Source organism: Embleya sp. NPDC059213, assembly GCF_042754445.1.
GTDB lineage: Bacteria > Actinomycetota > Actinomycetes > Streptomycetales > Streptomycetaceae > Embleya.
Genome location: NZ_JBHZAV010000110.1, coordinates 1 through 14,104, shown reverse-complemented (window position 1 = coordinate 14,104; position 14,104 = coordinate 1). Strand labels below are relative to the sequence as shown.

14 protein-coding genes are annotated in these 14,104 nt (G+C 69.3%); 5 read left to right on the top strand and 9 right to left on the bottom strand.

Annotation, left to right across the window (positions count from 1 at the left end):
* Positions 1 to 30 precede the first annotated feature (30 nt).
* From ACFXMF_RS31755 to ACFXMF_RS31735, 5 genes are all read right to left on the bottom strand, one after another.
* The gene (locus tag ACFXMF_RS31755; RefSeq protein WP_360312638.1) at positions 31 to 1,146 is read right to left on the bottom strand and encodes a MerR family transcriptional regulator; all 1,116 of its coding nucleotides are present in this window, start codon (positions 1,144 to 1,146) and stop codon (positions 31 to 33) included.
* A 119-nt stretch (positions 1,147 to 1,265) separates the two neighbouring features.
* A complete protein-coding gene (locus tag ACFXMF_RS31750) occupies positions 1,266 to 1,826 on the bottom strand; it encodes a hypothetical protein (protein ID WP_379991506.1) in 561 nt (186 codons plus the stop codon).
* 209 nt (positions 1,827 to 2,035) lie between these two features.
* Positions 2,036 to 2,737 (bottom strand): hypothetical protein, encoded by a 702-nt coding sequence (locus ACFXMF_RS31745; protein ID WP_379991505.1) that lies wholly within the window; start codon positions 2,735 to 2,737, stop codon positions 2,036 to 2,038.
* A 145-nt stretch (positions 2,738 to 2,882) separates the two neighbouring features.
* Complete coding sequence (locus tag ACFXMF_RS31740) at positions 2,883 to 3,071, bottom strand: DUF397 domain-containing protein (RefSeq protein ID WP_360312632.1); 189 nt, start codon at positions 3,069 to 3,071, stop codon at positions 2,883 to 2,885.
* Positions 3,068 to 3,961 (bottom strand): helix-turn-helix transcriptional regulator, encoded by an 894-nt coding sequence (locus tag ACFXMF_RS31735; protein WP_360312630.1) that lies wholly within the window; start codon positions 3,959 to 3,961, stop codon positions 3,068 to 3,070. Before ACFXMF_RS31735 ends, ACFXMF_RS31740 begins: the two co-directional genes overlap by 4 nt.
* Before the next feature lie 12 nt (positions 3,962 to 3,973).
* Here ACFXMF_RS31735 and ACFXMF_RS31730 point away from each other — a divergent pair, with 12 nt between their 5' ends.
* The 4 genes from ACFXMF_RS31730 to ACFXMF_RS31715 all read left to right on the top strand — a co-directional run bounded on the left by ACFXMF_RS31730 (position 3,974) and on the right by ACFXMF_RS31715 (position 7,568).
* Positions 3,974 to 4,135: a hypothetical protein gene (locus tag ACFXMF_RS31730; protein WP_379991504.1), complete on the top strand. Its 162-nt coding sequence runs from the start codon at positions 3,974 to 3,976 to the stop codon at positions 4,133 to 4,135.
* 441 nt (positions 4,136 to 4,576) lie between these two features.
* Complete coding sequence (locus ACFXMF_RS31725) at positions 4,577 to 5,479, top strand: hypothetical protein (protein ID WP_379991503.1); 903 nt, start codon at positions 4,577 to 4,579, stop codon at positions 5,477 to 5,479.
* Positions 5,480 to 5,535: 56 nt separating this feature from the next.
* A complete protein-coding gene (locus tag ACFXMF_RS31720; RefSeq protein ID WP_379991502.1) occupies positions 5,536 to 6,393 on the top strand; it encodes a radical SAM protein in 858 nt (285 codons plus the stop codon).
* Between the two features lie 38 nt (positions 6,394 to 6,431).
* On the top strand, positions 6,432 to 7,568 hold the full coding sequence (locus tag ACFXMF_RS31715) for a protein-L-isoaspartate(D-aspartate) O-methyltransferase (protein ID WP_379991501.1): 1,137 nt from the start codon (positions 6,432 to 6,434) through the stop codon (positions 7,566 to 7,568).
* A gap of 53 nt (positions 7,569 to 7,621) precedes the next feature.
* On the opposite strand, the gene ACFXMF_RS31710 is transcribed toward ACFXMF_RS31715, so the two are convergent.
* Positions 7,622 to 8,131 carry a hypothetical protein gene (locus tag ACFXMF_RS31710; protein ID WP_379991500.1) on the bottom strand — a complete coding sequence of 170 codons (510 nt, stop codon included), beginning with the start codon at positions 8,129 to 8,131 and terminating at the stop codon, positions 7,622 to 7,624.
* A 113-nt stretch (positions 8,132 to 8,244) separates the two neighbouring features.
* A complete protein-coding gene (locus ACFXMF_RS31705) occupies positions 8,245 to 9,036 on the bottom strand; it encodes a class III extradiol ring-cleavage dioxygenase (protein ID WP_360312618.1) in 792 nt (263 codons plus the stop codon).
* Positions 9,037 to 9,172: 136 nt separating this feature from the next.
* Between ACFXMF_RS31705 and hrpA the strand changes: the two genes are divergently transcribed.
* Entirely contained in the window at positions 9,173 to 13,126 is a 3,954-nt protein-coding gene (gene hrpA, locus ACFXMF_RS31700; RefSeq protein WP_379991499.1) for an ATP-dependent RNA helicase HrpA, read from the top strand.
* Between the two features lie 36 nt (positions 13,127 to 13,162).
* Here hrpA and ACFXMF_RS31695 read toward each other — a convergent pair whose 3' ends face one another.
* Together ACFXMF_RS31695 and ACFXMF_RS31690 are read right to left on the bottom strand one after the other, a co-directional pair.
* Positions 13,163 to 13,453 (bottom strand): YiaA/YiaB family inner membrane protein, encoded by a 291-nt coding sequence (locus ACFXMF_RS31695; RefSeq protein WP_360312614.1) that lies wholly within the window; start codon positions 13,451 to 13,453, stop codon positions 13,163 to 13,165.
* 131 nt (positions 13,454 to 13,584) lie between these two features.
* Positions 13,585 to 13,773, bottom strand: coding sequence for a hypothetical protein (locus tag ACFXMF_RS31690; protein WP_380020888.1), 189 nt, complete (start codon positions 13,771 to 13,773; stop codon positions 13,585 to 13,587).
* Positions 13,774 to 14,104: the final 331 nt, after the last annotated feature.

Sequence of the window (14,104 nt, the reverse complement as noted above, 5' to 3'; positions counted from 1 at the left end):
CGCCGGATCGGGGTCGCGTTCCCCGACGACTCAGGCCACGAGCAGGCGCAGACCCAGCTCGGCCGCGTCGAGGTCGACCAGATCGGGGTTGCGTTCGGCCCACCGGCCCGAGGCGAGGTCGGCGCGGAGTGCGTCCACCGCGCGCTTCTCGGCCTGCGGCCCGACCCTGGTCCAGACCGATATCGCGCGGCGCACGTGTTCGTCCAGGTACGCCTCGGGTCGGCGCCAGTACGCCTCGAAGAAGCCGTCGGCACAGTCCCACGGGATGAGCACCGGCTCCATCCGAGCCCCGATCGCGCGGGCGAGCCGATCCACCGAGGGCCGACCGGTGACCAGACCGGCGACCTCGGGCAGGTAGTCGCGGGTGAGCCAGAACCGGTGCAGCCAGCCGGTGTCGGTGGCGTCGTGCGTGAACACCACCACACGACGCGCCACCCGGCGCATCTCGCGCAGCCCGGCGATCGGGTCCTGCCAGTGATGAACGGTGCTGAACGCCATCGCGGCATCGAACGACCGGTCCTCGAACGGCAGGCTCTCCGCGCCGGCGGCCACACACGGCGCCGCACCGGCGGGACGCAACGCCCGCATCACCGCGGACGGTTCCACCGCCGTGACCTCGCGGTCGGGAGGCTCGTAGGAGCCGGTGCCGGCCCCGACGTTGAGCACCGTACGCGCGTCCCCGAGCGCCTCCCAGACCCGCGCGGCGATCCGCGGCTCGGTGCGCCGCGTCGCCGGGTAGGCGGACCCGATGGTGTCGTACAACTGCTTCCCGAACCCTCTCAGTTGCTCCTCCGGCGTGGTCCTGATCCCCATCGCCCGTGCCTCCAGTTCCTTGTCGATGGCCGTCACCATGCCCGCGGCGCGGTCCCGCTGATCCAGCAGCAGGCCGCGCAGTCGGCGCAGGTGCGCGACCGCGTCGGTGGCCGGGTCGTCGACCAGATCGGCGATCTCGCGCAACCCGAAGCCCAACCGCCGGTAGGCCAGCACCTCCCGCAGTCGCTCGACGTCCGCCACGGCGTAGGCCCGATACCCGGCCGCGGTCCGCGCGGACGGCCGCACGAGGCCGATCTCGTCGTAGTGATGCAGCGTGCGGACGGTCACTTCGGCCAACTCGGCCACCCGCCCCACGGTCAGGTGCTCTTCCACACCCCCGACAATGCGCCATGACGCCACGTGAGGGTCAACCACGCCACTCCCGCCCCTGGCGCGGCTCCCGGTCGGCCAGGGACGGCCGCGCCCGGCCGGCGCCCCGCCGAGCGGCGAACTCAGCCGCGAGGCAGGTCCCAGGTCAGGGAATTGTCGGGAAGGTGGACGGTTTGTCGATCGGGCGTGATCGACAGGCGGAAGGCGTCGACGGCGGGTGAGCGCTGCACCCGCCATGCGGCCGCAGCCCGCTCGGCGAGGTCCCAGAGGCGACGAGGGCCTCCTTCGCGGACCCGCCACGACCCATCCCGCTGGGGCAACAGCGTCGCGAAGGAGCCGTCGACGTCCAGGACATGGTCCAACTGCGGGCCGTCGCCCACCAGCATCCCCACGACCAGGCCCGGCAACGTCGACGACGACGGCACGCCGAAGACGGGCCCGGTCGCGTCCCCGGGACGAACTCCGTTGTCGAGTTGGGTGACCAGAGTGACGTCCTCGTACACCCGGGCCAACGTCGCGGCATCTCCGACCACGGGAGCCCACATCGTGCCCCGCTCGGTGTCCACGCGCTCGAACCACTCGGGCGCGAACACCTCCCGGGGCACCGACTCCACAGCCACGCGCCACGCCGGCGTGCGCAGATCCCCGCGGGCGGCGAGTTCGTCGGTGAGACGACGCCGCAACAGGGCACCGTCCCGGATCGAAGAAACTCCCGGACGCGGTAAGGGCAAAATCCAGGGCTCCGTAGGACAGCCGCTGGTCGCGCATGTACCGGATGGTGGCCCGGGCCACGGGTTCGGGGAGTTCCATGACGCTGTACCGGTGACGGCCGTAGTCGCTGCGCCAGTCCACCAGGCCCGAGTCGATGCGCGCGGTGAACCGTGACTCCTTGCTACTGCGGGGACTTCCACGGTGCGTGGAGTTCGTTGTCGGGGGACTTGAACCACGGGCGTTGGCATACCGTGCCGTCGTCCGCGACGGTGACGGTCAAGCCGAAGGCGTGCGCGGGTGGTTGGCCGGCGTTCGTCCAGCGGTGGTAGGCCGCTTGGACCTCGGTCCACAGGTCTCGTGGGCCGGCTTCGTACGCGGCGGACTTGTAGCCGTCGGCGAAGGTGGCCGCTGCAATGGACGGGCCCGCTCCCATGTCGGGGGCGTACAACCACAGGGTGCCCGGTACGGGGTCCGGAACGCAGTTGGGAACGTGGAGGCCGATCACGAATTGCACGGGGTCGTAGGCTCCGCCCGTGATATCGCCGATGTCGATGTCGGGGGTGGACTCGCGCGCGTTGTCGGTCCAGTCGTCCGGGAGAGACGTCTCGGGATATCCGTGACGTTGGTCGCGGAGTTTTATGAATGAGGACGGTAGAACGAACGGCCCACACGCGCGTCCGGGTTCGGTTTTGGTAAGCCTGAGAATCTGGTCGTGAGGGGTGTAGTCGGTACCCCAGGGCATGACGATGGTGGCGCTGTCGCCGACCTGTTCGATCCAGGCTGCGGGAACGCGGCGCACGCCGGCGGTGATGTGGACGCGCTCGTACGGCGCACCAGCCGGGTGGCCGAGTGCGCCGTCGCCTGTGCAACGCACGGGTGCCACGCGCGGAACGTCAATCGCGCACCGCGAAGAATGGCGGCCAAAACGTGTCAACGCCGGCAGATACGGTGACGCAGACGAGGACGCCCCCTATACCCGGGGGCCGCCCTCCAGGTGATCTTTGGGCGACGGTCCGCCGCGCTCTATGTCAACGGAACCCATCGCTCAGGAACTGCTCCCATGCGCTGGGGGCGAACTCCTGAACAGGGCTGGCATTGAGCTTGCTGTCCTTGACGCCGATGGTCGAGTCGAGCGGTGCAACGGTGACGCAGCCGTTGCCCTCTCCCGAATGGGTGGACTTGCGCCAAGGCGCATCGGGGTGCCTGTTCTGGATCACGAAATCTCTCTCAATTTTCGGTGAAGAAGTTCGAGGGTCTTCTCCTGTGGCAACGCCTGCCTGTCCAACTCCTCGAACACTCGCAGTGTGCGTTGGATGTCGCGCTCATTGTCGCGCAGGACACTCCCGCCGACTACGTCCAGGTATACGACCGAGCTGCTGGCGTCACCAAACTCCAGAAGGTTGATGCCGCAGGGGTACATGGCCTTGAGACCGGCGCTGTTGGGCACGACGCGAATCGTGATGTTCGAGCGGTCGACCTCATCGATGAGGCGTTGCATCTGAGCCGCCATCAGCTCCGGTCCCGCACCAGCGGTCAACAAGAGCGTCGCCTCGGTGATGTAGGCGGTCAGCACGAGGGGTTCGGAACCGTCAAGACGTTCCTGCCGAAGCATTCGTACTCGCGTGTGGTCCGCGCGTTCGTCGGCACCCATGGCCAGGTAGGCGCCGTGCTGGGTCAACGCGGCGTAGTCCCGAGTCTGGAGCAGGCCAGGAATGCCGAGAGGCAAATATTCCTGGGACCGGACGGCTTCGTGCTCGATTGCGATGCGTTGGTACAAGTCCGCGCTCAGGATCGAACCGTACGCCTCGTACCACAGGTGCGGTTTTGGCAGCGCGCCCTCCGCAGGCAACAACTCGTAGAAGCGACCCTGTTGATCCTTCGGCACACCGTAAAGCTTGAGAAGAAGTTTGACGTCATCACGCGTCGGCTTGGCGTCTCCGTTCTCGAGTCGGCTCAACCGGCTGACCGAGAAGGCGCTTTGGGTCTTCTCCACGACCCACTTCAGCGATCTTCCGCGCACTCGCTTGCGTTCCGCCTTGAGCATCGCACCGAGCGTGCGTTGCCCAACGACGCTGCCGCCGGTGACCGAACCGCGTGTGCTCGCCATGACTGCCTCCCTGTGAGCGCTGCCGACGCCGTCTCATGGCTGACCGACGGCACATCCAAGTGCGTCCGGGCCGTCTTCGAACTGCCGACCTCGGCCAATCCGCACTTCCTCGCGGTGCGCCTGTGCTGTCCCGCTCCGCCGCCGGATTCCGAGGAATCGGCCCTCGCGTCGTGAGCGAGCGACCGAAGCGACCGGCATCCGAACATCCGCCCAACTACGGGTCGGTCATCGAATCCCAGTCGCCCGAACCGCCGTACCGCCGTCGCGGCATCGTGGTTCGGCTCGCCGGTGACCAGGTCGTCGTGGGCTTGCCGAGCCCACGAGCCACCTCTGAGCGGCCCACCGACTCGGCGCCCTGGGCGGCGATGGCCACGGTGGTCGTTCGAAAGCCGAGACACAGCACCATTCCTGACGACACGTCATCTCAGAGCTGAGCTGCCTGCACCACTCCCACCAGCTGCGCCGGCGCGGGCCTCCCGTCGCACATTCCACCCTGCATCGACGCGAGGCCCAACTCCCTCTCCAATGCGGCGACTTGCCGTCCCGGCGGACTCTCGCCCCACCGTGCCGCCTTCCCGCCCGGATCCGCCACCGCGCCCACCCGCTGGAGCCTTTATGTCCCGCACGCCCTCCACCGTCGGCATCCACCGCCTGTCCCCCGCCCAAGGAGTCGCGTTCACCAATGCCGGGGATGTCGCCCGCCTGTTCCTGCCGGCGCTTCGCCTCGCGGAGTCGACCCTGCTGCCCGGCTCGAACCTGGGCCGAGCCGTCTTCGAGTGGGTCGTACCGGGAGAACACGTCTCGCGCACCCTCGAACATGAATCCGGTTGCCGCGCCTGGCTGGAGACCGTGCCGCTCGCGCTCGGCGAACCGGACGCGAGGCTGCACACCTCGCCCATCGGCAGCCACACCACCGGCCCCTTGTCCCTCATCCACCCCGCGACCGGGTTCTCCGCAGTCTTCCCGGCGTACGAGGCGCCTTCCGTCGACGCCCAGGGGGTGTTCGTCAACGCAACCGGGAGACCGGTCGACACGCCACCGTTGACCCTGGGAGTCGTCACCGCCGCGCCGGACGGCATCGTCGTCACCGATCGAGGTGTGTGGCACACCCTCGTCCCCGAATACCCGCCCCTGGTGGGGTTCGGCACGAACCTGGCCGTCCACCTGGCCCACTTGGCTCCCGTACACACGGCCCTCCCGCCCGAGATGTATCGCCTGGCCGTCGCGAACTGGTGGGTCGGCGTCGTCGCCACGTTCGGCACCCGCACGTCCCAGCACTGTCCATGCGGTCGCACAACCAGGGAGCACCGCCCCTCGTGGCACGACCTCCGCATCGCGGCTGCCGCCTCGGGCCAGTGCCTTTCCGGACGTGGCCGCCCTTCGGCGGGCCGGCCCGACCCGACGCCCCGACTCCACCACCACGCCGGCCCGCCCACTCATGCGAACGCATGCCGCCGCCTCAGCGTGACAACCGCCCAAAATCCGGACAGTGTGCGACTTTTCGAACACACTGAGTGATGTGCCGTGCATCGGAAACAAGTCCCGGCACGACATCACCGAAGGGAACAACGCGCGTGACCACAGCCCTCGACCAGCAAACCCCACCGGCCGCCACCCAACGCCTCAAGGTGGTCCGACTCACGATCACCCATGCCTGCCAGGCCAGTTGCGTGCACTGCTTCAACAAGTCCGGCCCGCAGGGCACCGCCGGCAGTATGGCGCTCACCGACTGGCTGTCCGTCCTGGACCAAGGAGCCGCCCTGGGCGCGACGCAAACCCAGATCTCCGGCGGAGAAGCCACACTGAACCCGAACCTGCCCGACCTCGTCCACCACGCCCTGAAGCTCGGCATGTGGGTCGAGGTGTTCAGCAACCTCATCCACGTCCGCGAACCCCACTGGGCCACCTTCCGGCACGACGGCGTGAGCCTCGGCTTCTCCTACTACAGCGACCTCGCATCCCAGCACGAGAAGATCACCCGGCAACGCGGTTCCTACGAGCGCACCAAGGCCAACGTCCGCAAAGCCGTGGAATACCGCATCCCGCTGCGCGCCTCGATAGTCGACATCCTCGAAGGCCAACGCATCACCGAGGCCGAAGCCGAACTCCGCGCCCTGGGCGTGACGCGCATCGGAATCGACCGGCAACGCGCGATCGGCCGCGCCGCCGTCGGCGACGCCCTCGACCCAGGCCAGTTGTGCGGCCACTGCACCGACGGCCAGATCGCCATCGGCCCCGACGGGGACGTCTCCGCCTGCCCGATGTCCGCCCAGGTCGTCACCGGCAACGCACACACCCAATCCCTCGAAACCATCATCGGCGGTCAACCCTGGCGAGCGTTGGCGAAGTCCATCCCGCGACGACTCGCCGATCCCCCGTGCCAACCGAAGTCCGACTCCTGCGCGCCCAATCCCGGCGTCCGCAACGCCTGACGGCCGCACAACATCCGACGAAAGACGAAAGCAGGCCCATGGACTGGAAATCCCGTGCGGCAGCGCTGGCCGCCGACACCGTGCACGCCTCGTCGCGCTGGCACGCGCCGATCACCGAGATCCCCCGCCACGAATTCGTGCCCCGCTGGTGGCAGGCCGATCGTGACCGGTCGCGCTGGACCTTGCGCGACGGCGTCTCCGATCCGGACCGGTGGCTCGACACCGCCTACGCCAACCGCACCATCGTCACCCGCCTCGGCGCGCTGCACGCCGACCACGCCGACCCCACCGACCGCCCCACCGGCAACCCCACCTCCTCCTCGACCCTCCCCTGCCTGGTCGTCGCGATGTACCGCCAGGCGATGATCACCGACGGCGCCGAAACGTTGTGCGTGACCGGCACCGGGTACGGCACCGCGCTGCTCGCCCACCGGCTCGGCGATCGACACGTGACCAGCGTCGACGTCGACCCGTACCTCGTCGACACCGCCGCGGACCGCCTGGCGCGGGTCGGCCGTCACCCACACGTGCAGGTCTGCGACATCACCGGCCCGCTACCCGGCGCCTATGACCGCATCGTCGCCACCGTCGGCCTACCCGGCGTCCCGACGAGTTGGCTCGCCGCACTCCGGCCGGGCGGCAGGCTGGTGACCAACCTCGGCGGCACCGGCCTGGTCATCGCCGCCGACGCCACGCCCGACGGCGGCGCCCGAGGGCAAGTCACCGAGGAGCGCGCCGGGTTCATGGTCACTCGGTCCGGCCAGGACTACCCGCCCTCGCTCGACACCACGCACGCCTGGACCGACGAGGGGGACGACGTCGGCATCGGCCGATACCCGGTCGTCAGCGTGCAGGACACCTGGGGACTGATGTCGGCCTTCGCGCTGGAGGCCCCGGGCGTACACCACGCGTACCGGGTGGCCGAGAACGACATCCGCACCGCGGTCATGGTCCACGAGGACGGATCATGGGCCCGGGCCACCGGCCGCTACGGCGAACCGCCGACCCTGCACCAGTCCGGCCCGCAACGCCTGTGGACCGTCCTGGACGACATCCGCAGCCGATGGCTCTCCGACGGCGGATTGCCGGAATACGGCGCCACGGCCGTCATCGACCCGGACGGCACCCTGCACCTCTGCCGAGGCGCGTGGAAGGCGACCATCTCACCCGCCTGAACCCGAGCACGACCACACGACCACGGCCCCGGCCCCGGTCCCGCGCCCGCCCCTCAGTCCTCCCACAGCCCCGCCACCGTCAGGCCCGGGTCGATGTCGGCCAGGGCTCGGGTCGGGTCCAGGGTCGGGAGCACGCGGTGGGTCGCCGCGGCGTGGGCGTAGACCAGGAGGAGGTCCTCGGCGGTCCAGCGGACCGAGGGCCACACCGCGTCCCGGCCCGGCAGCAGCCGGGTGAGCCGGGTGTGGAATTCGTCGAGTTCGGCCGGGTTCGTGAAGGTCCGGGCCGCCTCGATCGCGTCGTGGTCGGTGCGCAGCAGCGCGTGCGCGGGCACCACCGGGACCCGCATCACCGCGTCGGGGTCGGTGTCCGCCATGCCCATGGTGTGCGCCACGCGGTAGAGCGCCGACGCCATCAGCAGCGCGACGAGCAGCCCACTGTCCTCCCGCACGCCCCCGGACGGGAAGAACCTCGCGTCCCAGAAGGGCTGTTCGGTGTGCAGATGCTCGCGCACGAGCATGCAGCCGACTCCCACGCAGCTCTGCGGCAGGGTTCTGGCAGCCATGCGGCTACGTTACGGCTCCGGTGGCGCGCCGTGGCGCAGTTCCGTTTATTTACGACATTGGTCTACTTCGGAGCATTGGGCGCCGAAGTAGCCAGCAGACGCAGCCCCGCAGGTCATCCGAGCTGGATGGACCGCTTGGACAGGCCGAACCAAAAGCCGTCGATGACCTGGTTCAGCCGGTCCAGATCCTCGTGGCCCGCGCCGAGCGAGACGAACAGCGGCGCCAAGTGCTCGGTCCGGGGGTGCGCCAGGCGCGCGGCGGGCGCCTTGTGGGTGAAGTCGAGCAGCGTGTCCACGTCACCACCCCGGAACGCCTCGTCGCCCCAGTGGTCGAATTCGCGCGACCACCCCGGCGCCGGCGCCTCCGGCCGCATGTCCAGGCCGCGCAGGTTGTGGGTGAAGAACCCGCTGCCCACGATCAGCACGCCCTCGTCCCGCAGCGGCGCGAGCCGTTGGCCGACCCGGTAGAGCCCGACCGGATCGAGCGTGGGCAGCGACATCTGCAGCACCGGCACGTCGGCGTCCGGATACATCTCCACCAGCGGCACGTACGCGCCGTGATCCAGCCCGCGCTCCGGCGCGTCCCGCACGTCCGGCCCGAGCAGCGCCCGCACCCGCGCCGCCAGCTCCGGCGCGCCCGGCGCCGGATAGGTGACCCGGTAGTAGTGCTCGGGAAAGCCGCCGAAGTCGTACACCAGCGGGATCGTGCGAGTCGCACCGAGCGCGATCGGGGCGTCCTCCCAGTGCGCGGACACCATCAGGATCGCGGTGGGCCGGGGCAGGTCGGCGGACCAGGCGGCGAGCTGGCCGGTCCACAACGCGTCGTCCGCGAGCGGCGGCGCACCGTGGCCGAGATAGAGGACGGGCATGCGCGGTACGGCGCGCGGCGACGAGACGGTGTCCATGGGCCCAGGATACCAAGTAGTTCTACGTTCAACAATTGACACGACAGGGGGATCGAGGAGTGAAACACCGCCGATCACCGTCGGGAGTAATCCACTGGCCTGCGCCCCGGGGGTGCCACTTATCCTTGACCCCGTAATGGGAACGCCAGTAGCCACATCTCAGCTCGCCGACCTCCAGGCGCGCCTGCCCCACCTGATGCTTCGGGATCAGGACCGTCTGCGCCGTCGCCTCGACCGGACCCGCAAGAGCCGCAAGGGCCCGCAGCAGGTCGCCGAGACCGAGAGCCTGATCACCGCGTTCGACGCCGCCGAGACGCGGATCGCGAACCGGCGCGCCGCCGTGCCCACGATCGGGTACCCCCAGGCCCTCCCGGTCAGCCAGAAGAAGGACGACATCCTGGCCGCGATCCGCGATCACCAGGTCGTGATCGTCGCGGGCGAGACCGGCTCCGGCAAGACCACCCAGATCCCCAAGATCTGCCTCGAACTCGGTCGCGGTGTCCAGGGACTGATCGGCCACACCCAGCCCCGCCGCATCGCCGCGCGCACGGTCGGTGACCGGATCGCCGAGGAGCTGGGCGGACAACTCGGCGACGTGGTCGGGTACAAGGTCCGCTTCAACGACCAGTCGAGCGACAACACGCTGGTCAAGCTGATGACCGACGGCATCCTGCTCGCCGAGGTGCAAAACGATCGGCTGTTGCGCCAGTACGACACGCTGATCATCGACGAGGCCCACGAGCGCAGCCTCAACATCGACTTCCTGCTCGGCTACCTCAAACAGTTGTTGCCGCGTCGGCCCGACCTCAAGGTGATCATCACCTCGGCCACGATCGACCCGGAGCGTTTCTCGCAACACTTCGACGACGCGCCGATCATCGAGGTGTCCGGCCGTACCTATCCGGTCGAGGTGCGATATCGCCCGCTCGTCGCGGAGGTCGACGAGGACGAGGACGACGACGAGCCGGCGGCCAAGCGCCGACCCGACGATCGTGATCAGGTCCAGGCGATCAGCGACGCGGTGGACGAACTGCTCGGCGAGCCGGCCGGCGACATCCTGGTCTTCCTCAGCGGCGAGCGGGAGATCCGGGACACCGCCGAGGCGCTGAACAAACGCCAGTTGCGCAACACCGAGGTGCTGCCGCTGTACGCGCGGCTGTCCGCCGCCGAACAACATCGGGTCTTCCAGCAACACTCCGGTCGCCGGATCGTGCTCGCGACCAACGTCGCGGAGACCTCGCTGACCGTGCCGGGCATCAAGTACGTGATCGACCCGGGCACCGCGCGCATCTCCCGGTACAGCCTGCGCACCAAGGTGCAGCGGTTGCCGATCGAGGCCGTCTCGCAAGCCTCCGCCAATCAGCGCAAGGGCCGCAGCGGGCGCACCTCGGACGGCATCTGCATCCGGCTGTACTCCGAGGAGGACTTCGAGTCGCGGCCCGAGTTCACCGACCCGGAGATCCTGCGCACCAACCTGGCCTCGGTCATCCTGCAGATGACCGCGCTGGGCCTGGGCGACATCGCCGCCTTCCCGTTCGTGGAGCCGCCGGATCGGCGCAACATCAAGGACGGCGTACAACTCCTCCAGGAACTGGGCGCGCTGGACCCGGACGAGGCGGACGTACGCAAGCGGCTGACCCCGGTCGGCCGCAAGTTGTCCCAGCTTCCGGTGGACCCTCGGCTGGCCCGGATGATCCTGGAGGCGGACCGCAACGGCGTGGTCCGCGAAGTGCTGATCATCGCGTCCGCGCTGTCCATCCAGGACCCGCGCGAGCGACCCGTCGAACACCAGCAGCACGCCGACCAGTTGCACGCGCGGTTCGCGGACAAGGAATCCGACTTCCTCGCATATCTCAACCTGTGGAACTACATCAAGGAACAGCGCGACGAGCTGTCCTCCAGCCGGTTCCGCAAGTTGTGCAAGAGCGAGTTCCTGCACTACCTGCGCATACGCGAATGGCAGGACCTGCACAGCCAGTTGCGCTCGGCCGCCAAGTCGCTGGGCATCGAGGCGACCGGTGAGCCGCAGGAGCCGAACACCCAGCACATCCACACCGCGATCCTCTCCGGCCTGCTCTCGCACATCGGCCTGATGGACCCGGCCAAGCGCGAGTACGGCGGCGCGCGCGGCACCCGTTTCTCGGTCTTCCCCGGCTCGGCGCTGTTCAAGAAGCCGCCGCGCTGGGTGATGGCGGCCGAACTGGTCGAGACGTCGCGGCTGTGGGCGCGGATCGCCGGCCGGATCGAGCCGGAGTGGATCGAGCCGCTGGCCGGGCACCTGGTCAAGCACACCTACAGCGAGCCGCACTGGGAACAGAAGATGGCCGCGGTGATGGCCTACGAGAAGGTCACGCTGTACGGCGTGCCGATCGTGGCCGCGCGCAAGGTCGGCTACGGCAAGGTCGATCCGGAGCTGTCCCGCGAACTGTTCATCCGGCACGCCCTGGTGGAGGGCGACTGGCGTACGCACCACAAGTTCTTCGCGGCCAACCGGCGACTGCTCGCCGACGTCGAGGAGCTCGAACACCGGGCCCGGCGCCGGGACATCATGGTCGACGACGAGACCCTGTTCGACTTCTACGACGAGCGCATCCCCGCCGACGTGGTCTCCGGACGGCACTTCGACGCGTGGTGGAAGAAGGCCCACCGCACCGAGCCGGACCTGCTGAGCTTCGAGAAGTCCATGCTGATCAACGCCAAGGCGGGCGGGATCACCGAGGAGGACTACCCGAACACGTGGGTCGAGGAGGGCCTGGAGCTCAGGCTGACCTACCAGTTCGAGCCCGGCTCGAACGCGGACGGGGTCACCGCGCACATCCCGGTCGCGGTGCTCAACCAGCTCACCGGCGACGGCTTCGACTGGCAGATCCCGGGCCTGCGCGAGGAGTTGGTGACCTCGTACATCCGCGCGCTGCCCAAGGGCATCCGCCGCGGGTTCGTGCCCGCGCCGGACTACGCCCGCGCGATCCTGGCCCGGATCCCGGCCCGCCGGGGGTCGTTGGTGGACGTGCTGGAGCGCGAGCTGAGCCGGATGGCCGGCATGCCGGTCAAGCGCGAGACGTGGGACCTGTCGAAGGTGCCCGACCACGTACGGATGACCTTCCGGGTGCTCGACGACGACCGGCGCACGCTCGCCGAGGGCAAGGACCTGGAGGCGCTCAAGCTCAAGCTGCGCGACCGCATGCGGGCGGCGGTGTCCGAGGCGGCGAGCACGCTGGACATCGAGCGCACCGGCGTGACCGCCTGGACCATCGGCGAACTGCCGCGCGTGGTCGAGCAGCGGCGCGGGCCGCTGGTGGTCAAGGCGTATCCGGCGCTGGTCGACGAGGGCGCCTCGGTGGCGGTCCGGCTGTTCGACAGCGAGTCGGAGCAGGCGCGCGCGATGCGGCTCGGGACGCGGCGCCTGGTGTTGCTGAACGTGCAGTCGCCGGTCAAGCAGATCCAGGGGCGGCTGCCCAACATGGCCAAGCTGACCCTCAGTCACAACCCGCACGGGGGCATCGATCCGCTCTTCGAGGACATCCTCGCGTGCGCGGCGGACATGCTGATCCGGGACGCGGGCGGCCCGGTGTGGGACGAGGCGGGCTTCGTCCGGCTGCGCGACCGGGTCAAGGCGGGGCTGCCGCGGCTGACCGAGGACACCGTGGTCAAGGTCGAGCGCATCCTGGGCGCGTCGCACAACGTCGCCGGGCGGCTGAAGGCGACCCGGAGTCCGGCCCTGGCGCCGGCGCTGGCCGACCTGAAGGCGCAGTACACGGCGCTGGTGCACAAGGGATTCGTGGCCGGGGCGGGTTGGCGGCGGCTGCCGGACGTACATCGCTATCTCCAGGCGATGGAGCGCCGGCTGCAACGCCTGGAGGCGGACCCGGTGCGGGACCGCGAGCGCATGCTGAAGGTCCATCAGATCCAGGCTGCCTACCGGGATTTGATGGACCGTCAGACCAAGGGTGCGCCGATTCCGGCCGAGGTGGCGGCGGTGCGTTGGCAGATCGAGGAACTGCGGGTGAGCTACTTCGCCCAGTCCCTGGGCACGCCGCAGCCGGTGTCGGACAAGCGGATCCTGAAGACGATCGAGGAACTGGGCCAGTAGCGGAGCGGCGCGAAATCGGGCGCCGCCCGCCCGCGTTCAGACCAGGTCGTTCTTGAACAGGTCGTGGTCGGTCAGCAACTTCTCCAGGCGCGCCTGGTCGACCCGATTGACCACGGCCTCGCTCTCCTGACGGTCACGGACGACCTTGGCGACGGTGATGCTGGACGTCACGACGTAGAGCACGCCGAGCCCGAGGAAGGCGCGGATCCAGCGGTCCACCGGGAGGTAGACGATCCCGATCATGACCGCGCTCACGGACACGCCGAAGGACAGCGCGGCCTGGACGAAGAAGCCATGGGTGTTGTTGGTGCGCAGCGGCGATGTCATGGCAACAGTGTTGGGCCGGATGGGTGTTGTGCACATGAGTAGATGTACTCATCCGGGCCCGGCCCCCGGTTCGAATCCGGGGGCCGGGCCGTACGGATCACGTCGGCCGCGAAGGTGTGCCTCGGTCGGCGTCAGGCGGCTCGCCAACGCGCCCGGATGTCGCCCGCCTTGTTCGAGCAGATCATCGCCGTGCCCTTGACCGTGGTGCCGCGAGCGCCGACCGGCGCGCAGAACGCGCCGGGATGGACCGAACCGGCCTGCCCGGAATCAGGCTTCGCCGGAGGATCCTTCTTCGGCGGGTCCGGCTTGGGCGGATCCATCTTCGGCGGATCCTGTCGGCGCGGATCCTGCTTGGGTGGATCGACTGCGGCCGGGTCCTGTTTCGGCGGTTCCTCGGCCTTCGGCGGCGCGGCGGCCGGCGGCGAGGTCGGCGGCGCGGACGAGGACTGCGTGGCGGTCGGCGGCGCGCTGGTCGACGGGGCCGTGACAGGCGAGTTGGCAATCCGATCATGTGATCGAATCGAGATGCATGGCCAACCGGGTTGTCCGGTCCTGGCCGAAAAATGCCGCGGGGGCCCCCCCGGGGGGGGGGGGCCGGCCGGCGCGAGTCGCGAGTGTGGGGAGTTGGCGGCGTGGGGTCGCGAGCGTAGT

Bases quoted from the DNA above. Each gene is read 5' to 3' on its own strand.
- ACFXMF_RS31735 (WP_360312630.1), bottom strand. From the start codon at position 3,961: ATGGCGAGCACACGCGGTTCGGTCACCGGCGGCAGCGTCGTTGGGCAA.
- ACFXMF_RS31725 (WP_379991503.1), top strand. From the start codon at position 4,577: ATGTCCCGCACGCCCTCCACCGTCGGCATCCACCGCCTGTCCCCCGCC.
- ACFXMF_RS31715 (WP_379991501.1), top strand. From the start codon at position 6,432: ATGGACTGGAAATCCCGTGCGGCAGCGCTGGCCGCCGACACCGTGCAC.
- ACFXMF_RS31710 (WP_379991500.1), bottom strand. From the start codon at position 8,131: ATGGCTGCCAGAACCCTGCCGCAGAGCTGCGTGGGAGTCGGCTGCATG.
- ACFXMF_RS31705 (WP_360312618.1), bottom strand. From the start codon at position 9,036: ATGGACACCGTCTCGTCGCCGCGCGCCGTACCGCGCATGCCCGTCCTC.
- hrpA (WP_379991499.1), top strand. From the start codon at position 9,173: ATGGGAACGCCAGTAGCCACATCTCAGCTCGCCGACCTCCAGGCGCGC.
- ACFXMF_RS31695 (WP_360312614.1), bottom strand. From the start codon at position 13,453: ATGACATCGCCGCTGCGCACCAACAACACCCATGGCTTCTTCGTCCAG.
- ACFXMF_RS31690 (WP_380020888.1), bottom strand. From the start codon at position 13,773: ATGGATCCGCCCAAGCCGGACCCGCCGAAGAAGGATCCTCCGGCGAAG.